Source organism: Teichococcus wenyumeiae, assembly GCF_003696345.1.
GTDB lineage: Bacteria > Pseudomonadota > Alphaproteobacteria > Acetobacterales > Acetobacteraceae > Pseudoroseomonas > Pseudoroseomonas wenyumeiae.
In genome coordinates, this window is record NZ_RFLX01000018.1 from 45,777 (window position 1) to 64,426 (window position 18,650).

Here is an 18,650-nt window from a genome sequence, read left to right on the forward strand (position 1 = left end):
CATGACCGCACCGACCCGCCGCCGCCTGACCGGTTGGCTCGCCCTGCTGCCTGCCCTGGCGGCCTGTTCCTCGCCGGACGCGAAGTTCTACCGGCTGGCAGCGGTGCCCGGCACGGTGCGCCCGGTGCCGCGGCTGCGGGTGGAACTGCGGCAGGTGACCCTGGCGCGTTACCTCGACCGTTCCGAGATCGCCTGGGGCACCACCTCGCTACGCCTTGAATACCGGGACGTGGAACGCTGGGCGGAACCGATCGGCGACATGGTGACCCGCGTGCTGGCCGAGGATCTGAGCCAGCGCCTGCCCCAGGCCCTGGTGGTGCCGGAGTTCAGTGCCATAGGCGGCGACCCGGATACCCTGGCGGAAGCCGATATCTCCCGCTTCGAGGCCAATGGCGCCGGGCAGGTAGTGCTGGAAGGCCGCTTCCAGGTCCGCCGCCTGGGCGGCCGCGCCGCCGAGCGCAACCGTCAGGTCACCGAGACCGTGCCGCTGGACGGCCCCGGCGCCGATGACCTGGCCCGCGCCATGAGCAAGGCGCTGGGCCTCTTCGCTGACCGGATGGCGGAGGCGCTGGCGGAACTCGGCGCCCTGCGCCGCACCGCCTAGAGCGCCGCCAGCCAGGATTTCGCCAGCGCCAGGTCCATCTGCGTCAATCCGTGGCCCGTGGGCAGCACCCGGTGCGTCACATTGGCGCCGGACAGCACCAGCACCGGCGTGCCTTCCAGCTGCGCGGGCGGTGGGGACTGGAAGGGCACCATGGGGCGCAGCAACGCCGCGCCGCGCAGCACGCCCGGGCGCCGCAGCAGCATCGCTGCCGCAATGTTCGCACCGTTGGAAAAGCCCAGTGCCACCGGTGCCGGCAGTTGGTAGGCCTCGCGCGCCGCCAGCACGAAATCGGCCAGGGCATCGGTCTGGCGGCGCAGGTCCTCCTCATCGAAGACCCCTTCCGCCAGGCGGCGGAAGAAGCGCGGCATGCCATGCTCCAGCACCTGCCCGCGCGGCGAGAGCAGCGCCGCCCCCGGCGCCACGGCCTCGCCCAGCGGCAGCAGGTCGTTCTCGTCGCCGCCCGTGCCATGCAGCAGCAGCAGCGGCGGCAAAGCGGCATCGGCGCCCGGCTGGAAGCGGTGCCGGAAGCTCAGGGTCTCGGTCGTCATGATCTGGTCCTCCATGGCGGGCTTCAGCCCAGCGCGGGCAGCGCGGCCTCGATGGTGGCGCGGTGGTCCTCCAGGAAGCGCGGCAGCTTCAGCGCCTGCCCCAGTTGCTCCGCCGGCTCATCCACCGCGAAGCCGGGAATGTCGGTCGCGATCTCGAACAGGACATGGCCCGGCTCGCGGAAATAGACCGAGCGGAAATAGTCGCGGTTCTTCTGCTCCGTGGTCTGGATGCGGTGGTTCTCCGCCAGCTTGCGCACCATCTCGGCCTGCGCGGCGTCATCGGCCGCGCGGAAGGCCAGATGGTGCACCGAGCCACGCCCCAGCCGCGCCGGCAGGAAGCCGCCGACCGAGCGCAGGTCCACGATGCCGCCCAGGCTGGTGCCCGGCACCTGGAAGCGCGTCACGCCATCCTCCTTCGCGGCCTCGGTGAAGCCGAAGACATCGGACAGGATCGCACCCGTGGCCGTGCCATCCTCCAGCATCAGGCTGACGGAGTGGAAGCCGCGGATGGCGCATTCCGCCGCAATGCCCTCGCTCTCCCAGGCCGGCTCGGACTCGATGCCGGGCAGCCCGATCAGCGCCAGGCGCATGCCATCCGGGTCGCGGAAGCTCAGCACCGTTTCGCCGAAGCGGGTGGAGCGTTCCGGCGCCTGGGCCATCAGCCGCTGCGTCCAGAAGCCCAGGGCGGCCTGGGGAATCCGGAAGACGGTTTCCTGTAGCTCACCGATGCCGGCCCGGCCGGGCGCGGCGTGTTCCCAGGGGAAGAAGGTCAGGATGGTGCCGGGGCTGCCGGCGGCGTCGCCGTAGTAGAAATGGTAGGCGCCGGGGTCGTCGAAATTCACCGTCTTCTTCACCAGCCGCAGGCCGAGGGTGCGGGTGTAGAAGTCCAGGTTGCGGCGGGCATGGCCAGCAATCGCGGTGACGTGGTGGATGCCGTTGCGGATCATGGAGCTCTCCTGTGGAGCGCGTGTGGCGCCCCGTTGGAGACAGAAAATAGGATGCGGGCCCCCGTGAGCCAGCGAAAACCGATTGCACCCGCGCAATGCCGGTCGTGCATTATCAGGAAGTAATTGCGGCGGGAGCCTTGTGCAGGCCATCGCGGCAGCGCCAAGCTGGAGCTTTCTGCCAGGGACCGAAGATCGTGAAGGATGCCGTCAAGACATTGGCTTGGGACGATTTCCGGCTGATCAAGGCCGTGGCCGAGGCCCGAAACCTGCCGGCCGCGGCCGCCAGCCTGGACGTTAACCACTCCACCGTCTTCCGCCGGCTGCGGCAGATCGAGGCGATGCTGGGCTTTCCCCTCTTCGAGCGTCACCGCAGCGGCTACGTGCTGACCCAGGCGGGGGAGGAGGTGGCGGCGCTGGCCGCGCGGGTGGATGAGGACATCACCGCCGTGACCCGCCGCCTGGCCGGCCAGGCTCCCGCCCCAGCCGGCGAGGTGCGCATCGCCACCAGCGACAGCCTGCTGACGGATCTGCTGATGCCCATGCTGGCGCGCTTCCGGCTGGCACATCCCGCCATCCGGCTGGATATCGCGACCGGCAATGCGGCGCTGAACCTGTCCCGGCGCGATGCCGATCTCGCCATCCGCGCCACGGATGCACCGCCGGAAACGTTGGTGGGGCGCCGCATGGCCCGCATCGCCTGGGCGCTGTACGGCACCGCCGCTGCGGTGCCGGCGCCGGCGGATCTGCTGGCGGAAGGCCAATGGCTCTCGCTCTTGGACAGTCTGGGCCAGTTGAAGGCGGCGCGCTTCCTGCGCAGGCAGGTGCCGCCGGAGCGCATCGCCTGCAAGTTCGATTCCGTCCATGCGCTAGGCCAGGCCGTCGAAGCCGGGCTGGGACTGGCGCACCTGCCCTGCTTCCTGGGCGATACACGCCCCGGCCTGCGGCGGCTGGCACCGCCGGAGCCCGACTTCGCCGCCGATCTCTGGCTGCTGACGCATCCCGACCTGCGCCACACGCCGCGCATCCGCACGCTGATGGATGCCCTGGCGGCCGAGATCGCCCGGATGCAGCCGCTGATCGAAGGCCAGCGGCCGCTCGTGATGGAAAGCTAGATCAGTCCCTTCAGCCGCAGCATGCCCAGCGCCGCGATGGACATGGCGTCCTTGATGGTGCCGTCGCGCACCATCTCCTCCACCTCGGCCAGCGTGAAGCTGCGGCAGATCAGGTCCTGCTCGCTCGCCTCGCGCGCCGTGTCGCCCTGCGTTAGCTCGGTGGCCAGGAAGACATGACCGCGCTGGTTGCAATAGCCGGCGCCCTGGAACATCTCGCCAGCGTAAAGCATCTTGCCGGCCACCAGCCCCGTTTCTTCCCGCAGTTCCGCCGCGGCCAGCACGGCGGGGTCGGTGCCCGGGGTATGCTCCCACATGCCCATCGGCATTTCCCAGAGGCGGGTGCGGACGGGATAGCGATACTGCTCCACCAGCGTCACGCGGCCATCCTGCAGCGGCACCACCACCACGAAGTCCGACCGCTCGACCACGCCGTAAAGGCCCTGCGAGCCATCGCGGCGGCGGATGATATCCTCCCGCACCCGCGTCCAGGGGTTCTCGTAAACAACACGGCTCGTGAGGGTAACGATATCCTCGCTCAACCCCGGCTCCTGTTCTGGTGGCGATGCCCTATTTGATCAGGCATCGCCCCAACTGTCGAATATGGCCGGGGTTGCCGGCTCAGCGGCGCCCCTTGCGGGAGCCCACCAGCTCATCCCAGCGCCGGAAGGCCAGCACCATCTGCTCCGGCTTCAGGGGCAGCTCGATCGGGTTGTCGGCGATCAGGGCGGCATATTCGGGCCGGCCGAATTCCTCGATGACCTTGCGGCTCTCCGGCGGCGCCAGGTCGAGGCCGACATTCTTCACCGCCGGGCCAGGATAGAGGTAGCCCTCGTCATAGGCATAGGCCTGCATCTTCGGCTGCAGCACGAAGGCCATCATGTCCAGCACCACGGCCAGGCGGTCCGCCGGCAGGCCCTTGGGCACCACCATGTAATTGGCGTCGGAAACCCAATGGAAGCCCTTCAGCGTGCCGATTTTCGCTTCCTTCGGCACGATGCCGAGGGCGCGCGGATTGATGTCCCAGCCGGTGGTGGAGACGATGATGTCGCGCGAGCCGTCGCCCAGCTCCTTCATCGTGATGCCGGTGCCGGAGGGATAGGTCTCGATGTACTGGCCGATCTCCTGCAGGTATTCCCAGGTCTTGTCCCAGCCGTTGATCGGGTCCTTCGGGTCCTTGTCCCCTAGCAGGTAGGGCAGGCCCATCATGAAGGTGCGGCCAGGGCCGGAATTGCTCGGGCGAGCATACATGAAGCGGTTGGGATTGGCCTTGGCCCAGGCCAGCAGTTCCTCGGCGGTGGTCGGCACCTGCTTCACGCGGTCCGGCAGGTATTCCAGCAGCGGGCCGGAAGGATAATAGGAACAGACCACGCCATAGCCCGCGCCCTGCGCGCGGTGCAGGTTCAGCGCGGCGGGTTCGTAGTTCTCCTCCAGGCCGGGAAACTTCTCGTTGTATTCAGGCAGGATCTTCTGCCACAGGTCCATCGCCATGCCGGCGGAAAGCCCGTCGCTGGCCGTCAGGATCAGGTCGAGGTCGGAGCGCCCGGCATCCTGCTGCGCCTTGATCTTGCTGGCCAGTTCCGGCGCCGGCGCCTTCACGAAGGTGATGCGCGAGACTACGTCGCGGCGCGCGGCGCGGTAGTCCTCGAAGGCGCGCTGGTGCAGCGCCAGGGCGCCGGAGACATCCATGATGCTGATGGCGACGGGGGATTTCGGCAGCGGCGGCACGGCCGCGCGCGCCGGCAGCGCACCCGCCAGGGCCGTCGCGGCGAAACCGCCGACAATGGCCCGGCGCGGCAGGGGAAGGTCACGCATCTTGGCAAGGCTCCCGTTGTTCGGTGGGTCAGTCGGTAAATCGCCGCTCGGCGGAGCCGATGCGGATACGCGTCAGGCGCAGCGCGGAAGACCACTCGGCCTCGCCATGCGGCAGTGCGATGCCATGCGCGGCCAGGGCCGGCGCCAGAAGGCCGGCTTGCACGGAGGAGGCCATGCCGAGCGCTTCCTCCGGCGTGGCGATGCCCCATTCCACCAGATTCCGCACCGCCGCGTCCATGCAAAGCGAGGAGCCGGCCAGGTAACGGCCGCCCGGCGTGCGGACGGTGCCATCGGCACTCCGCTCCACCCGCATGCCCGCGAAGGGATAAATGCCGGCCGGCACGGCGGCGGCGGCGGTGGCATCGGTGACCAGGAAGGCGCGGCCCGGCCCCTTGGCGCGGATCATCGCCTTCAGCGCGGGTGGCGGCAGATGGATGCCATCGGCGATGAAGCCGGCGCTCAGGCGGTCTTCCGCGAGCTGCGCGAAGATAGGGTTGGCCAGCTTCGGCATCACCTGCGGCAAGCCATTGCCAAGATGAGTGGACAGGCTGGCACCGGCGGCCACCGCCTGCGCGACATGCCGGAAGGTCACGTTACTATGGCCGATCGCCACCAGCTTGCCGGCCGCATGCGCGGCTTGGATGCAGGCCTCGGCGCCCGGCAGTTCGGCGGCAAGCGTGAGCAGCAGGATGGGGCGGCTCAGCCCGGCTTCCAGGCTTTCCAGCAGCGCGTAATCCGGCGGGATCATGGCTTCCGGCGGATGGCAGCCGGCGAAGCCATCCGTGGCATTCAGGAAGGGGCCTTCCAGGTGGTAGCCGGGGCACATCAGCGGCCCGAGCCGGCTGCCGGCCACTGCGGCATCCAGCGCCTGCAGGCGGGCCCGCAGCGTCTCCGGCGCGGCGGTGATCACCGTGGGAAGGCAGCAGGTGACGCCGGTGGCCAGCATGGCTTCCAGCGCCACGTCCAGCGCCGCGGCCGACAAGGGCCCGGCGTCGGCAGCGGCATTGAAATCCACGCCGCCGAAGCCGTTCACCTGCAGGTCAACCAGCCCGCCGGAGATCATGCCTGTCACCGCGACAACAGAGAGGCGGCCGGCGGGTCAATGAAGAGCAGCGTGTTCGGATGCTGCTGCAAGATGGAGCCGGGGTGCGAAGGCGTCACCGGGCCTTCCACCGCGTCCTTCACCGCCTGCGCCTTGCGGGCATCCGGCACGGACAGGACGATCAGCTCGCTCCGCATCATCTGCGGCACCGTCATGGTGATGGCGCGCTGGGGCACGGCCTCCGGGCTGGGGAACCAGCCCTCCCCCATCTGCTGCCGGCGGCAGGCTTCGTCCAGCCTCACGACCATATAGGACAAGTTCGTTTGAAAATCAGCCGGCGGATCATTGAAGGCGAGATGACAGTTCTCGCCGAAGCCGGCGAAGCAGACATCCACCCGCCGGCCGGCGATCAGGGCACTGAGCCGAGCCGCCTCTGTCTCCGGGTCCGGCGCTTCGCCATCCACCTCGATCAGCGTGGGGCGGTTCCGCAGCGGCGCCAGGAAGCGCTGGCGCAGGTAACCACGGAAGCTCGCCGGGTGGCTGACAGGCAGGCCGACATATTCGTCCAGATGGAAGGCGGTGACGCGCTCCCACTCGATATCCGGCGCGCTGGTCAGGGCTTCCAGCATCTCGAACTGGCTGGCACCGGTGGCCACAATGATGGTGGCCTCGCCATGCTTGGCGATGGCGGCGCGGATGGCATCGGCCCCGGCTTCGGCAGCGGCGCGTCCGAGCGCAGCCTTATCAGGACAGATCCGAGGATCAAGCATTCGCGCCATGCACCTTGTTCGTTTATGAGCGGCCAGAAGTGGCCCTGCGCACAGGAGACCTGAACCGCCTTGCCCTGGCAACTTGATTTTGAAAGATCCCGTTCGGAAAAAGACGGAGGCTCGCCGCCATGCTGATCCGGCTGGAGGAAGCACGCTTCTCCGACCCCACGGAGCGTGACCGGGCGCGGGTGCTGACGGCGGTGCTGGATGGCGCCGCCGCTTCCCGGCCGCAGCTGGTGGAGCAACTGGGGCTGCGCTCCACCACCGTCTCGCACCTCGTGGGCGAGCTGGTGGCGCAGCGCCTGCTGCTGGAAGCCTCCGGCGAGAAGCTGGGGCGCGGCCGGCCGGCCGCCACGCTGCTGGCCAATCCGCGCGGCCTGGGCGTTTCGGTGCTGCATGTGGCCAGCCGCAACGTCGTGGGCGTGCTGGTGGACATGGCCGGGCGCGTGCTGGAACGCCACGTCACACCGGTGGCGCCCGAAGCCGACAATGCCGCCATGGCGGCTGTGCTGGTGGACCTTGCCAGGCGCCTGCGGGCCGCCGTGCCGCGCGGCATGATGCATGCCGGCACCAGCGTCGCTGTCTCGGGCGTCGCGGATCTGCGTGGAGGGCGCTGGCTGGTTTCCTCCCGCTGGCCCAGGATCTCCGGGTTGGACATCACGGCGGCGCTGGAGCCGGTGGCGCCGCCGGTGCTGGTGGTGCGCCACCTGGAGGCCGAGTTGCGGGCGCGGCTGCTGGCCGACTCCGCGCAGCAGCCTGGTGGCTCCCTGCTGCTGCACTGGGGCTGGGGCATCGGGCTCGCCTATGCCATGGATGGCCAGACCTTCAACGCCGCCGGTGGGCCGTTCGGGGAGATCGGCCACTGGCGCTTCAATGCCTTAGCGGGCCGGCGCTGCGGCTGCGGCAATACCGGCTGCCTGGAAACCGGCGCCGCCTTGTGGTCGCTCCTGCCGGAGCTGCGCGGCCAGTGGCCCGACCTTGTGGAAGACGAAGCCGTCCTGGCGGCGCAGTTGCGGGACCGCGACCTGCTGGCCCTGCCCGCCATGGCGGAGGCGGCGGAACTGGTCGCACGCGCCCTGGCCAATCTCTGCCGCCTGCTGTTCCCGCAACGGGTCATGGTATCAGGGCCGCTGGCCAGCAATCCGGGTTACTGGGCGCATTTCGACGCGCTGTTCCGGCAGGAAGGGCTCCTCGGCGGGCTTTCCCTGCCCCCCTTGCTGCACGAGCCGGCCAGCGAGGCCCTGGGCATCCAGGGCGCCGCCGAGCCGCTGTTGACCCGGGCGGTGGAGGGATTGCTGCGCGGCAGCTAGGGCGCTTGCAGGGCCTACCAGCCCTGCAAGCCTAGGCGTGAAGCTCAGACCACCTGCGCCGCCCGCAGCGCCGCAATCTCCTCGGCTGAGAAGCCGAACTCTCCCAGCACGGCATCGGTATGCTGGCCACGCTCCGGTGTCGGAACACGCGCTGGCGCCACGCCTTCGAGCTGCATGGGCGGCCGCACCAGCGCGATCTCCCCCAGCTTCGGGTGCTGCACGGGCCAGGCGAGGCCGAGATGCTTCACCTGCTCATCCGCGAAAACCTGATCCATGAAATAGACAGGGCCGCAGGGCACGCCGGCCTCGTTGAACTTGCCGACCCAGTGGGCGGAGGTATCCGTTTCCAGCTTCGCCTGCAGCACCGCATTGGTCTTGGCGCGATTCTGCGAGCGCAGCGCATCGGTGGCGAGGTCGGGGTCCTTTGCCTCCTCCTCGATGCCGAGCACCTTGACGATGCGACGCCACATCTCCCCGCCGCCGCCGGCGATGTTGATGACGCCGTCGCTGGTGCGGAACAGGCCGGTCGGGATCGTGGTGGGATGGTCGTTGCCGGCCTGCTGCGGCACCTCGCCCTTCATGGTCCAGCGCGTGGCCTGGAAGTCCATCATGGCCACCATGGCTTCCAGCAGGCTGGTATGGACCCAGCGGCCCTTGCCGGTCTGCTCCCGCTCCAGCAGCGCCACCAGGATGCCGATGGCGCAGTAGAGCCCTGCCGTCAGGTCCGCCACGGGAATGCCGGCACGCACGGGGCCCTGGCCGGGCAGCCCGGTCACGCTCATCAGCCCGCCCATGCCCTGGGCGATCTGGTCGAAGCCCGGGCGGCGGGCATAGGGGCCGTCCTGACCGAAGCCGGAGATGCTGCCCAGCACGATGCGCGGGTTGATGGCGGCAAGCGAATCGTAGTCGATTCCCAGCCGCGCCTTCACGTCGGGGCGGTAGTTCTCCACCACCACATCAGCCTTCTCCACCATGCGGCGGAAGGCGGCAATGCCTTCCGGCGTCTTCAGGTTCAGCGTGATGCCGCGCTTGTTGCGGTGGACGTTCTGGTAGTCCGGGCCCAGCGTGTCGCCGCCCAGGCCCTTGCCGGTATCGATCGCCTCCGGCGCCTCGATCTTGATCACATTGGCACCCCAGTCCGCCAATTGCCGCACGGCGGTCGGGCCGGAGCGGACGCGGGTGAGGTCGAGCACGGTAAAGCGGGACAGCGGCAGCATGGTTCCTCCCTTTCCTCTCCGCCGGCACCTTCTGGGGCCGGCGAGGGCTGGTGCGCCAGAGTAGCGCGCATGGGGCGGGTGGGAACCCCACTCCGGCGGTCAACCGCGCGGGGTGTCGGACAGGCGGGCGAAGGGGCCGTAGAGGTCGTTCAGCTCGATGCCCTGGGTCAGCTTGCTGTAGCGCAGCGCCGAGGTTGGCTCCTGCGGCTGCACCGCCAGGATGTGGCGCCCCTGCCGGTCCAGGAACAGCAGGTGGCGGTGGCTGTCCCCGCGGTGGATCACATAGACCTGCCGCATCTCGGCCACGCGCTCATCCAGGTCGGCCAGGGCGCGCTGGCGCCAGGCCAGGGACCAGTGCTCCAGGCTCTGCGCCATGCTGAGGGCCGAGGCTTCATCCGGTGCCCCGGCACGCCGCGTTGGGCCGGGGCCGTCGGGCACTTCATCCAGCAGGCGGTCCAGGTCCTCCCGCAGCCGGGCGATGATGGGGTTCAGCGCCGGCGAGAGGGATTGCTGCACCTCCGATAGCTGCGCTTCCAGTTCCATCTGCCGGCGCGCGGCGTCGTTCGAGCCGCCATAGCCGGTGAAGCGGCTCTGGTAATAGCCGGCTGGCGGGTCGGAGGGTGGAGTGCGGTCGTTGCTCATGGCGGCATGCCCCGTGGCGCCGGGAAAGGCCCGGCCTGCCACGATTCCTGCCACCATAAGGGTGAAGAAAGCGTGCAGGCCGCCGGTCAGCGGGCCACGCCGTAGCCTTCCTCCTCGATCGCCGCCACGACCTTGTCGCGAGGCAGGGCCGTCACGGCGCGCACAGTGCCGCCGGCCAGGTCCACCCGCACCTCAGCGCCCGGGTCCTCGGCGCGAATGGCCTGCGTGATGGCGCGGGCGCAGTGCTCGCAGCTCATGCCCGTGACCTTCAGTTCGATGGTGTCGTTCACAGCGTCTTCTCCAGTTCGTCCAGGATGGGGCAGTCGGGCCGCGAATCGTCGCAGCAATGCTCGGCCAGGTGGCGCAGGCTGCTGGCCATGGCCTGCATGGCCTGCGCCTTGGCTTCCAGCGCCTCCACATGGTCCAGCGCGATGCGGCGCACATCGGCGCTGGCGCGGTTGCGGTCGGCCCAGAGGGCCAGCAGCTTCCGCACATCCTCCAGCGGAAAGGCCAGGGCACGGGCGTGGCGGATGAAGCGCAGGGTGGCGACCTCGGCCTCGCCGTAATCGCGGTAGCCATTGGGCAGCCGCCGGCCCTGCACCAGCCCAAGTTCCTCGTAGTGGCGGATCATCTTGGCCGTCACGCCGGAGAGGCGCGCGGCGGTGCCGATGTTCATGCTGCCCTCCAGCGCGCCAGCAACAGCGCATTGCCCAGCACGGCCACGGACGAGAAGGCCATGGCCGCCCCCGCCAGCGCCGGGGAAAGCCCGCCCAGCGCCGCCAGCGGGATACCCAGGGCATTGAACGCGAAGGCCCAGAGCAGGTTCTGCCGGATCTTCGCCAGCGTCCGCCGGGTGATGGCCAGCGTCGCCGGCACCAGCACCGGGTCCGGCCGCAGCAGCGTGACATGCGCGGCGGCGATGGCGGCATCGGTGCCGCTACCCATGGCGATGCCGAGATCCGCACTGGCCAGGGCGGCGGCATCGTTGACGCCATCCCCCACCATGGCCACCCGCCGGCCTTCCGCCCGCCAGGCGGCGATACGCTCGGCCTTCTGCGCCGGCAGCACGCCGGCGGCGACAGTCTCGATACCCAGCGTGCTGGCCACGGCGGATGCGGCCTCGGGGCTGTCGCCGGTCAGCATGGCGACCCCGACACCCTGCGCCTTCAGGGACCGCACCGCCGTGCCGGAGGTGACACGGGGTGCGTCCTCAAAGGCCAGAAGCGCCAGCACGGCCGGCTTCGCGGGGTCGATCAGCCAGGACAGGGTATGCCCCCGCGCCGCATGCTGGGCCGCCGCCTCGGCCAGCGGGCCTGAGGTCAGGCCGCTTTCCTCCAGCAGCCGGCCGCTGCCCAGTACCAGGCGGCGGCCATCCAGCACGCCCTCGACACCCCGGCCGGGCAGCGCACGGAAGGCTTCGGCGGGCCGGACATTCTCGCCGGCCATGGCCAGGACGGCGCGGGCCAGGGGGTGCTCGCTGCCGGCCTGCAGGCGCGCGGCTATCTGCAAGGCATCTTCCAGCGCAATGCCCCTGGCCGGATGCAGCGCGGCGAGGCTGGGCTTCCCTTGCGTCAGCGTGCCGGTCTTGTCGAAGACCACCAGTTCGATCCGCCCCGCCTGCTCCAGCGCCGCGGCGTCCCGGATCAGGATGCCGGCGCGCGCGGCGGCGCCGGTGCCGGCCATGATGGCGGCGGGGGTGGCCAGCCCCAGGGCGCAGGGGCAGGCGATGACCAGTACGGCCACCGCATGCAGCAGCGCCACGGCCAAGCCGGCGCCGGCCAGCAGCCAGCCCAGCAGCGTCAGCAGGGCGATGCCCACCACCACAGGCACAAAGACGGCGCTGACCCGGTCCACCAGCTTCTGCACCGGGGCGCGGCTGGCCTGGGCCGCCTGCACCAGCGCCGCCACCTGGGCCAGGCGCGTGTCGCCGCCCACCGCCCGCGCCCGCAGCACCAGCCGCCCGTCCAGCGAGACGGTGCCGGTGGAAACCGCATCGCCCACCGTCTTCTCGACAGCGCGGCTTTCGCCGGTCAGGGCGCTCTCATCCAGGCCAGCGGCGCCTTCCTCCACCACGCCATCGGCGGGCACGCGCTCCCCGGGGCGGACCACGATGCGGTCGCCGACGCGCAGGGCGGCCAGCGGCACTTCCTCCTCATGCCCCGCCTGATCCAGGCGGCGGGCGGTGCGGGGGCGCAGCGCCAGCAGCGCGGAAATAGCCGCGCCGGTGGCCCGCTTGGCCCGGTGCTCAAAGAAGCGGCCCAGCAGCACGAAGGCGATGACAACGGCGGCGGCCTCGAAATACAGGTGGTGCTCGCCGCGCAGCAGTTGCACCACGGACAGGCCGAAGGCGGCACTGGTGCCCATCGCCACCAGCAGGTCCATGTTGCCGGTGCCGGCCCGCAATGCCCGCCAGCCGGCGCGGTAGAAGCGCGCGCCCAGCCAGAATTGCAGCGGCGCGGCCAGAGCCAGTTGCACCCAACCCGGCGGCATCCAGTCCCGCCCCAGCGCCATGCCCAACATGCCGATGAGAAAGGGCGCCGCAAGGGCAAAGGCGAAGCCCACCTCGGCGGCGGCGCGGCGGTCGGGCGCGTGGTCTGGCTCCGCCTGCTCCTCCGGCGTCACAGCCAGGGCATAGCCGGCCTTCTGCAGGGCAGCGGCCAGGGTGGCATCCTCCACCGTCGGCAACAGCCGCAGATGCGCCTGCTCGGTGGCCAGATTGACGCTGGCCTCCAGCACGCCCGGCACCTTCTCCAGGGCCCGCTTCACCCGGTTGGCACAGCTCGCGCAGGTCATGCCGGAAACGCCGATGTCGCGGCTTTCCTCCTGCACCTCGTAGCCGGCGGCACGCACCGCCTCGGCCAGGGCCGGCAATGGGGCGGTGCCGCTGAGCCGGGCCTGCTCAGTTGCGAGGTTCACGGAAACTTCCTCCACCCCCGGCACCTTGCGCAGGGCGCGCTCGACCCGCCCGGCGCAACTGGCGCAGGTCATGCCCGAGATGGGCAGGGAAAGGCTGTTTGGGAAAGGCGCGGTTCCAGACATGGCCGCCATGTGGGGCTTCCCACAATGGGAAGGTCAAGGGGGCCTCATTGCACGATTGACGGCGGCCGCGCGGCAGGGAACATCCCGGCCATGCAGTCCTTTCCGTTCCACTCTCTTCTGGCCGCCACGCTCCTGCTGGCGGTGCCGGCGGCCACGCTGGCGCAGCCCGCCCCGGCGCAGGGCCATGCCCAGAACCGCTTCCAGGTCATCAACCGCACAGGGCAGGAGGCCAGCGCCGTGCATGCCGTGCGCAGCGGCCGCGCCGACTGGGGCGGCAATCTGGCGCCCGGGCCGATGCCCAGCGACAAGGCCCTCACCCTCCGCCCGGATGCCGATACGGGCTGCCGCTTCGATGTGCGGCTGGTGCTGGGCGACGGGCGTGAGGCCGTGAAGCGCAACCAGGATATCTGCGCCACCCCGCGCGTGGTGCTGGAGAGCGGGGACGTGCAGGCGGTGGCATCCGGCACGCCGACGCGCCCGGCGCCGGGGCAGCCCAACCCCAAGGCGCGGGTGTCTTCCGGCACCGGCTTCGTGGTGGCGGCAGACCGGGTGCTGACCAACCGCCATGTGGTGGATGGCTGCGACCGCGTCTTCATCCGCACCGCCGATGGGCGGATGCTGCCCGCGGTGCCGCCCGCGAAGGTGGATGCCAACCTCGACCTCTCGCTGCTGGCGGTGCCGGGCAACCCTGGGCCGGCACTGGCCTTCCGTTCCGGCCCGGCCGTGCGGCGGGGCGAGGGCGTGGTGGCCTATGGCTTCCCCTTGCCCGGCCTGCTCTCCTCCGACCCCAAGCTGACGCGGGGCGAGGTGAACGGGATGAACGGGCTGGGCGACAACCCGACGCAGTACCAGATCAGTGCCCCGGTGCAGCCGGGCAATTCCGGCGGGCCGCTGCTGGACCTGCATGGCCATGTGGTGGGCGTGGTGGTCAGCAAACTGAATGCCGGCGCCGTGTCCCGCCGCACCGGCGACATCGCGCAGAACATCAACTTCGCCGTGAAGGGCACCGCCGCCGCCGAGTTCCTGCGCCGCGCCGGCCTGACGCCCAAGACAGAGGACAGCACCGGCACGGAGCAGAGCGCCGCCGACGTAGGCGAGGCCGCCAACCGCAGCACCGTCTTCATCCGCTGCGAGCGCTGAGGGCGCCTAGCCGGGGTCCTGTCCGAAATAGCCGATGACGTCGCGGTGGCCGTGCAGGACGTTCACCACCTCGACGGCATTGTCCCGGTAACGGAAGAAGATGACGTAGCCCCGGCAGGGGAAGCTCCGCAGGTCGGGCCGCAGTTCCGGCCGCGCGGTGCCCAGGGTGCCGGGAAGCGCCGCCAGCCGGGCGCATTGCTGCCGCAGGATGGCGGTGAAGCGCAGCCCCGCCTCCACATCACGTGCCTCCCGCGCGATATGGTCCAGGATGCCCATCAGGTCGCGGCGGGCGGCCTGGAGATAGACGAGGCGGCGCATTCAGACGCTCAGACGCCGGCCTGGCGCAGCGCCTCCGCATGGTCCCGCAGGGAATCCTGCATCTCCTCGTCCGTCACGCTGCCGCCTTCGGCGATCGAGGCATTGATGGTCTCGCGGAGCGCCCGCAGCCGGGCCTCCCGCTCCTCCACCAGGCGCAGGCCTTCCCGCACCACCTCGCTGGCGGAACCGTAGCGGCCGCTGCGCACCACGCTTTCCACGAAACCCTCCCAACGCTGTCCGATTGACACGTTCATCGCATGGACCTCCCTGGTTCAGCCTGGTCGGCTAATAACACAAATTGAGCAGAATGTGTTATTGCTTTCCAGCGATCACCTCTGGGTAGGTAGCGCCGGATTGCCGCGCCATGGCAGGACGGGGCCGTCCTTCAGCGCCAGAGCTCCAGGATCTGTTCCACCGTCCCGACCTCGACCTGCCCGCCATAGCGCTGGCTGTACAGGCCAAGCAACGCGTCATGCATGGCGTCGGAGGAGGAGCAGAGCGCATCCTTCGGCACCACGATGCGGTAGCCACGATCCACCGCGCCCATCACCGCCGCCAGCACGCAGACATCGGTCTCCGCGCCACTGATGACCAGCGTATCGGTGCCGCGCTGCCGCAGCAGTTCATCCAGCCCGGTTTCGAGCCAGGGCGAATAGACGCCCTTGTCGATCACCGTGGCCGGCGGCACGAAACGGGCCAGCTGCGGCACCAGATCGACCATGCCCGGCGGCAGGGCTTCCAGCGTCATCTTCGACCAGCGCTGGTAGTATTCCTTCCAGGTGCCCTCGCCATCCCCTGGATGCGCGGCGGGAATGAAGCGGGTGAAGACCGTCTCCGCCGGATGCGCCTCCACCAGCTGCTCCACCAGAGGCAGCACGCGCTTCATCCAGGGCGTATGCCATTCGGAACCCTCCGCGAAGAGGTTCTGCATGTCCACGCAAAGATGGACGCAGTTCGGGCCAAGCGGCTTGTCCTGCGGTCCGTCGCGTCTCGCCATCTCGCTATCCTCCTGCCCCGCTCATTCCGCGGGAACATTCCGCCGCAGTTCCTCCAGCCAAGCCGTGGCCGTGCCGTCCGAGGGCGCGCGCCAGTCACCCCTTGGCGAGAGCGACCCGCCGCCCGAGACCTTCGGCCCATTCGGCATGGCGGAGCGCTTGAACTGGCTGAAGCCGAAGAAGCGCGCCAGGAACACCTCCAGCCAGTGGCGGATGGTATGCAGGTCGTATTGCGGCCGCGCCTCCTCCGGGAAGCCGGCGGGCCAGCGGCCCTGCGCGGCATCGTGCCAGGCGTGCCATGCCAGGAACGCGATCTTGGAAGGCCGGAAGCCGTAGCGCAGCGTGTAGAACAGGTGGAAGTCCTGCAGCGCATAGGGGCCGATCTTCTGCTCCGTGCTTTGCAGCGCCTGCCCTTCCGCCGGCACCAGTTCCGGCGAGATCTCGGTGCCCAGGATGGAGGTCAGGATCGCGCCCACGGACTCATCGAACTGGCGGGACGAAACGACCCAGCGGATGAGGTGCTGGATCAGCGTCTTCGGCACACCGGAATTGACGTTGTAATGCGACATCTGGTCGCCGACGCCATAGGTGCACCAGCCCAGCGCCAGTTCCGACAGGTCTCCGGTGCCCAGCACCATGCCGCCATGGTGGTTGGCGGCGCGGAAGAGGTAGTCGGTGCGCAGCCCCGCCTGCACATTCTCGAAGGTCACGTCATAGACCGGCTCGCCACGCCCGAAGGGATGGCCGAGGTCCTTCAGCATCTGCGTCGCCGCCGGGCGGATATCCAGTTCCTGCGCGCTGACGCCAAGGGATTCCATCAGCGCATGCGCGTTGGTGCGCGTGCCCTCGCTGGTGCCGAAGCCTGGCATGGTGAAGGCGAGGATATCGGTGCGCGGCCGCCCCAGCAGGTCCATGGCCTTGGCGGCGACGATCAGCGCCTGGGTGGAATCCAGGCCGCCCGAGACACCGATGACGATGCGCCCCTTGGTGGCGCGCAGCCGCTGGATCAGGCCGGAGACCTGGATGTTGTAGGCCTCGTAGCAATCCTGGTGCAGCCGCGCCGGATCGGCGGGAACGAAGGGGAAGCGTTCCACCGGCCGCCGCAGCCCGAGGTCCCCGGCCGGCGGGTCGAGGTGGAAAGTGGCGGTGCGGAAGCCGTTGCAGCCCGTCATGCGCCGGTTGTCGTCGAAGGTGCCCTGGCGCGCGCGTTCCTGCCGCAGCAGGTCCAGGTCCACATCCGCGAAGACGGTCTGGCCCTCGGAAGGAAAGCGCTCGCTTTCCGCCAGGATCAGGCCATTCTCGAAGATCGAGACCTGGCCGTCCCAGGCGAGGTCGGTGGTGCTCTCCCCGGTGCCGGCGGCGGCATAGACATAGGCCGCGAGGCAGCGCGCCGACTGCGACCGGCACAGCAGCCGCCGCGTATCCGCCTTGCCGACCGTGATGTTGCTGGCGGAAAGATTGGCCAGCACCACCGCGCCCGCCAGCGCGCCGCGCGCGCTCGGCGGTGCGGGAACCCAGAGGTCCTCGCAGATCTCGGCATGGACGATCAGGCCCGGCAGGTCCTCGGCGGCGAAAAGCTGGTCCGGCCCAAAGGGCGCCTCCTGACCGGCGAGGCGGATGCGGCCGCCTTCCGTGCCGGCGCCGCTGGCGAAGTAACGGCGCTCGTAGAATTCACGGTAATTGGGCAGGTGCTGCTTCGGCACCACCCCCAGCAGCCGGCCGCCCTGGATGGCCAGCGCGGTATTGTAAACGCGTCCGTCATGGCGCAGGGGGGCGCCCACCAGCAGCAGCGGGCGCAGGGCCGCGGATTCCGAGATCAGCCGCGCCGCCGCCGCCTCCACCGCATCCAGCACCGTGTCCTGTAGCAGCAGGTCATCGATGGAATAGCCGGAGAGCGCCAGTTCCGGGAAAACGGCCACCGCCGCGCCTGCCGCGTGGCATTCGCGCGCCGCCGCCAGCACGGCTTCCGCATTTGCGGCCGGGTCGGCCAGGGTGCAGCGCGTCGTGCAGGCGGCGATGCGGGCAAAGCCGTGGCGGTAAAGGGAGACGAAGGTCATGCGATACACCACCGGCAGCGGGAGGAAACACACGGGACCGGAGGCCGGCCGCCAGTCCCGTGATGTCCTATGCGCCGAGGGGGCGCAAGGTTGCGCGCACGCCTGATCAGAAAGCGCGCATCCGCACCGGAGGGCTGTCCAGCACGGTGCGGCCGAAGAGGCTGGCGACCAGTTCCACCAGCAGCCGGGCGCTGCGGCCGCGCTCATCCAGGAAGGGGTTCAGCTCCACGATATCGAGCGAGCCGACCAGCCCGCTATCATGCAGCATTTCCATGATCAGATGCGCTTCCCGGTAGGTGGCGCCGCCGGGCACGGTGGTGCCGACACCGGGCGCCAGGGAGGGGTCGAGCATGTCCACGTCCAGGCTGACATGCAGGTGTACGTCCCGTTCCATCCATTGCTCGATCAGCGGCCGCATCAGCGCGGCCACGCCCTGCTCGTCGATGGCGCGCATGTCGATGGCGCGCACCCCATGCGCCTGCACCCGCCGCCGCTCCTCCGTGTCGATGGAGCGCAAGCCGAAGATATGCACGGCCTCCGGCGGCAGCGGCACCAGCGGGCGGTCCCCCAGCAGCGGGCGCAGGCTTTCCTCGCCCGATAGGAAAGCCAGCGACATGCCATGCATGTTGCGGGATGGCGTAGTGGCCGGCGTGTTGAAATCGGCATGCGCGTCGATCCAGAGCACCGCCAGCTCCCGCCCCGCGTCCTTGCAGTGGCGAGCGATGCCGCTGACGCTGCCCATCGACAGCGCGTGGTCGCCACCCAGGAAGATCGGCAGCCTTCCCTGCGACGCCAGGGCGTGGGAGCGGTCGTGGATCGACTGCGTCCAGCCCGCCACCTCCTCCAGGTTGCGGCAGGCCGCGACATCCTGCGGCACCATGTCCACGAAAGGATGCTCCGGCGGCGGCAGGTCGCCGGCATCCTCCACTTCATGCCCCAGCTCACGCAGCAGCGTCGCCAGCCCGGCGATCCGCAGCGCGGCCGGCCCCATGCGGGCGCCGGGCACGCTGGTGCCCGCATCCATCGGGATGCCGAGCAAGGTTGTGCGCCGGCGGCTGTCCCGCCCCTCTGAATCCGTCATGCAAACTCCCCCGCCA

At 69.9% G+C, this 18,650-nt stretch carries 20 protein-coding genes; 4 read left to right on the plus strand and 16 right to left on the minus strand.

Annotation, left to right across the window (positions count from 1 at the left end; translation table 11 throughout):
• Position 1: 1 nt before the first annotated feature.
• Entirely contained in the window at positions 2-604 is a 603-nt protein-coding gene (locus tag EBE87_RS19775; RefSeq protein ID WP_158600788.1) for a PqiC family protein, read from the plus strand.
• On the opposite strand, the gene EBE87_RS19780 is transcribed toward EBE87_RS19775, so the two are convergent.
• Positions 601-1,152 carry an alpha/beta hydrolase gene (locus EBE87_RS19780; RefSeq protein WP_120636540.1) on the minus strand — a complete coding sequence of 184 codons (552 nt, stop codon included), beginning with the start codon at positions 1,150-1,152 and terminating at the stop codon, positions 601-603. The two genes, EBE87_RS19775 and EBE87_RS19780, sit on opposite strands and share 4 nt — an antisense overlap.
• Positions 1,153-1,175: 23 nt before the next feature.
• On the minus strand, positions 1,176-2,099 hold the full coding sequence (locus EBE87_RS19785) for a ring-cleaving dioxygenase (RefSeq protein WP_120636510.1): 924 nt from the start codon (positions 2,097-2,099) through the stop codon (positions 1,176-1,178).
• Between the two features lie 194 nt (positions 2,100-2,293).
• On the opposite strand from EBE87_RS19785, the gene EBE87_RS19790 reads away from it, so the two are divergent.
• On the plus strand, positions 2,294-3,211 hold the full coding sequence (locus EBE87_RS19790; protein ID WP_120636511.1) for a LysR family transcriptional regulator: 918 nt from the start codon (positions 2,294-2,296) through the stop codon (positions 3,209-3,211).
• On the opposite strand, the gene EBE87_RS19795 is transcribed toward EBE87_RS19790, so the two are convergent.
• The 4 genes from EBE87_RS19795 to EBE87_RS19810 form a co-directional block, all read right to left on the minus strand.
• Positions 3,208-3,750, minus strand: coding sequence for an NUDIX domain-containing protein (locus EBE87_RS19795; RefSeq protein ID WP_120636512.1), 543 nt, complete (start codon positions 3,748-3,750; stop codon positions 3,208-3,210). The genes EBE87_RS19790 and EBE87_RS19795 overlap by 4 nt on opposite strands.
• A 79-nt stretch (positions 3,751-3,829) precedes the next feature.
• Entirely contained in the window at positions 3,830-5,023 is a 1,194-nt protein-coding gene (locus tag EBE87_RS19800; RefSeq protein WP_120636513.1) for an ABC transporter substrate-binding protein, read from the minus strand.
• 28 nt (positions 5,024-5,051) lie between these two features.
• A complete protein-coding gene (locus EBE87_RS19805) occupies positions 5,052-6,086 on the minus strand; it encodes an N-acetylglucosamine-6-phosphate deacetylase (protein ID WP_120636541.1) in 1,035 nt (344 codons plus the stop codon).
• Positions 6,087-6,091: 5 nt separating this feature from the next.
• Complete coding sequence (locus tag EBE87_RS19810) at positions 6,092-6,835, minus strand: glucosamine-6-phosphate deaminase (RefSeq protein WP_120636514.1); 744 nt, start codon at positions 6,833-6,835, stop codon at positions 6,092-6,094.
• Positions 6,836-6,963: 128 nt separating this feature from the next.
• On the opposite strand from EBE87_RS19810, the gene EBE87_RS19815 reads away from it, so the two are divergent.
• Entirely contained in the window at positions 6,964-8,145 is a 1,182-nt protein-coding gene (locus EBE87_RS19815; protein ID WP_120636515.1) for an ROK family protein, read from the plus strand.
• A 44-nt stretch (positions 8,146-8,189) separates the two neighbouring features.
• Here the strand turns inward: EBE87_RS19815 and EBE87_RS19820 are convergent, their stop codons facing one another.
• From EBE87_RS19820 to EBE87_RS19840, 5 genes are all read right to left on the minus strand, one after another.
• Entirely contained in the window at positions 8,190-9,362 is a 1,173-nt protein-coding gene (locus tag EBE87_RS19820; protein WP_120636516.1) for a CaiB/BaiF CoA transferase family protein, read from the minus strand.
• Positions 9,363-9,461: 99 nt separating this feature from the next.
• Positions 9,462-10,004 (minus strand): hypothetical protein, encoded by a 543-nt coding sequence (locus tag EBE87_RS19825; RefSeq protein ID WP_147425925.1) that lies wholly within the window; start codon positions 10,002-10,004, stop codon positions 9,462-9,464.
• Positions 10,005-10,090: 86 nt separating this feature from the next.
• Positions 10,091-10,294 (minus strand): heavy-metal-associated domain-containing protein, encoded by a 204-nt coding sequence (locus EBE87_RS19830; protein WP_233552990.1) that lies wholly within the window; start codon positions 10,292-10,294, stop codon positions 10,091-10,093.
• Entirely contained in the window at positions 10,291-10,680 is a 390-nt protein-coding gene (locus EBE87_RS19835) for a MerR family DNA-binding protein (protein ID WP_120636518.1), read from the minus strand. Before EBE87_RS19835 ends, EBE87_RS19830 begins: the two co-directional genes overlap by 4 nt.
• Positions 10,677-13,052 carry a heavy metal translocating P-type ATPase gene (locus EBE87_RS19840; protein ID WP_302466790.1) on the minus strand — a complete coding sequence of 792 codons (2,376 nt, stop codon included), beginning with the start codon at positions 13,050-13,052 and terminating at the stop codon, positions 10,677-10,679. Before EBE87_RS19840 ends, EBE87_RS19835 begins: the two co-directional genes overlap by 4 nt.
• 81 nt (positions 13,053-13,133) lie before the next feature.
• Here EBE87_RS19840 and EBE87_RS19845 point away from each other — a divergent pair, with 81 nt between their 5' ends.
• A complete protein-coding gene (locus EBE87_RS19845) occupies positions 13,134-14,183 on the plus strand; it encodes a trypsin-like peptidase domain-containing protein (RefSeq protein WP_120636519.1) in 1,050 nt (349 codons plus the stop codon).
• A 6-nt stretch (positions 14,184-14,189) separates the two neighbouring features.
• Here the strand turns inward: EBE87_RS19845 and EBE87_RS19850 are convergent, their stop codons facing one another.
• From EBE87_RS19850 to rocF, 5 genes are all read right to left on the minus strand, one after another.
• Positions 14,190-14,501 (minus strand): type II toxin-antitoxin system RelE/ParE family toxin, encoded by a 312-nt coding sequence (locus EBE87_RS19850; protein WP_120636520.1) that lies wholly within the window; start codon positions 14,499-14,501, stop codon positions 14,190-14,192.
• Positions 14,502-14,509: 8 nt separating this feature from the next.
• Complete coding sequence (locus EBE87_RS19855; RefSeq protein ID WP_120636521.1) at positions 14,510-14,755, minus strand: type II toxin-antitoxin system ParD family antitoxin; 246 nt, start codon at positions 14,753-14,755, stop codon at positions 14,510-14,512.
• A 131-nt stretch (positions 14,756-14,886) separates the two neighbouring features.
• Complete coding sequence (locus EBE87_RS19860; RefSeq protein ID WP_120636522.1) at positions 14,887-15,498, minus strand: isochorismatase family cysteine hydrolase; 612 nt, start codon at positions 15,496-15,498, stop codon at positions 14,887-14,889.
• A 21-nt stretch (positions 15,499-15,519) separates the two neighbouring features.
• Entirely contained in the window at positions 15,520-17,553 is a 2,034-nt protein-coding gene (locus EBE87_RS19865) for an NAD(+) synthase (protein ID WP_120636544.1), read from the minus strand.
• 106 nt (positions 17,554-17,659) lie between these two features.
• The gene (gene rocF, locus EBE87_RS19870; RefSeq protein ID WP_120636523.1) at positions 17,660-18,634 is read right to left on the minus strand and encodes an arginase; all 975 of its coding nucleotides are present in this window, start codon (positions 18,632-18,634) and stop codon (positions 17,660-17,662) included.
• Positions 18,635-18,650: the final 16 nt, after the last annotated feature.

What these genes read in the sequence shown, in the direction of transcription:
- EBE87_RS19775 (WP_158600788.1), top strand. Translation starts at nt 2, where the DNA reads ATGACCGCACCGACCCGCCGCCGCCTGACCGGTTGGCTCGCCCTGCTG.
- EBE87_RS19800 (WP_120636513.1), bottom strand. Translation starts at nt 5,023, where the DNA reads ATGCGTGACCTTCCCCTGCCGCGCCGGGCCATTGTCGGCGGTTTCGCC.
- EBE87_RS19860 (WP_120636522.1), bottom strand. Translation starts at nt 15,498, where the DNA reads ATGGCGAGACGCGACGGACCGCAGGACAAGCCGCTTGGCCCGAACTGC.
- EBE87_RS19805 (WP_120636541.1), bottom strand. Translation starts at nt 6,086, where the DNA reads ATGATCTCCGGCGGGCTGGTTGACCTGCAGGTGAACGGCTTCGGCGGC.
- EBE87_RS19855 (WP_120636521.1), bottom strand. Translation starts at nt 14,755, where the DNA reads ATGAACGTGTCAATCGGACAGCGTTGGGAGGGTTTCGTGGAAAGCGTG.
- EBE87_RS19835 (WP_120636518.1), bottom strand. Translation starts at nt 10,680, where the DNA reads ATGAACATCGGCACCGCCGCGCGCCTCTCCGGCGTGACGGCCAAGATG.
- rocF (WP_120636523.1), bottom strand. Translation starts at nt 18,634, where the DNA reads ATGACGGATTCAGAGGGGCGGGACAGCCGCCGGCGCACAACCTTGCTC.
- EBE87_RS19865 (WP_120636544.1), bottom strand. Translation starts at nt 17,553, where the DNA reads ATGACCTTCGTCTCCCTTTACCGCCACGGCTTTGCCCGCATCGCCGCC.
- EBE87_RS19780 (WP_120636540.1), bottom strand. Translation starts at nt 1,152, where the DNA reads ATGACGACCGAGACCCTGAGCTTCCGGCACCGCTTCCAGCCGGGCGCC.
- EBE87_RS19820 (WP_120636516.1), bottom strand. Translation starts at nt 9,362, where the DNA reads ATGCTGCCGCTGTCCCGCTTTACCGTGCTCGACCTCACCCGCGTCCGC.
- EBE87_RS19810 (WP_120636514.1), bottom strand. Translation starts at nt 6,835, where the DNA reads ATGCTTGATCCTCGGATCTGTCCTGATAAGGCTGCGCTCGGACGCGCC.
- EBE87_RS19785 (WP_120636510.1), bottom strand. Translation starts at nt 2,099, where the DNA reads ATGATCCGCAACGGCATCCACCACGTCACCGCGATTGCTGGCCATGCC.
- EBE87_RS19840 (WP_302466790.1), bottom strand. Translation starts at nt 13,052, where the DNA reads ATGGCGGCCATGTCTGGAACCGCGCCTTTCCCAAACAGCCTTTCCCTG.
- EBE87_RS19850 (WP_120636520.1), bottom strand. Translation starts at nt 14,501, where the DNA reads ATGCGCCGCCTCGTCTATCTCCAGGCCGCCCGCCGCGACCTGATGGGC.
- EBE87_RS19815 (WP_120636515.1), top strand. Translation starts at nt 6,964, where the DNA reads ATGCTGATCCGGCTGGAGGAAGCACGCTTCTCCGACCCCACGGAGCGT.
- EBE87_RS19825 (WP_147425925.1), bottom strand. Translation starts at nt 10,004, where the DNA reads ATGAGCAACGACCGCACTCCACCCTCCGACCCGCCAGCCGGCTATTAC.
- EBE87_RS19845 (WP_120636519.1), top strand. Translation starts at nt 13,134, where the DNA reads ATGCAGTCCTTTCCGTTCCACTCTCTTCTGGCCGCCACGCTCCTGCTG.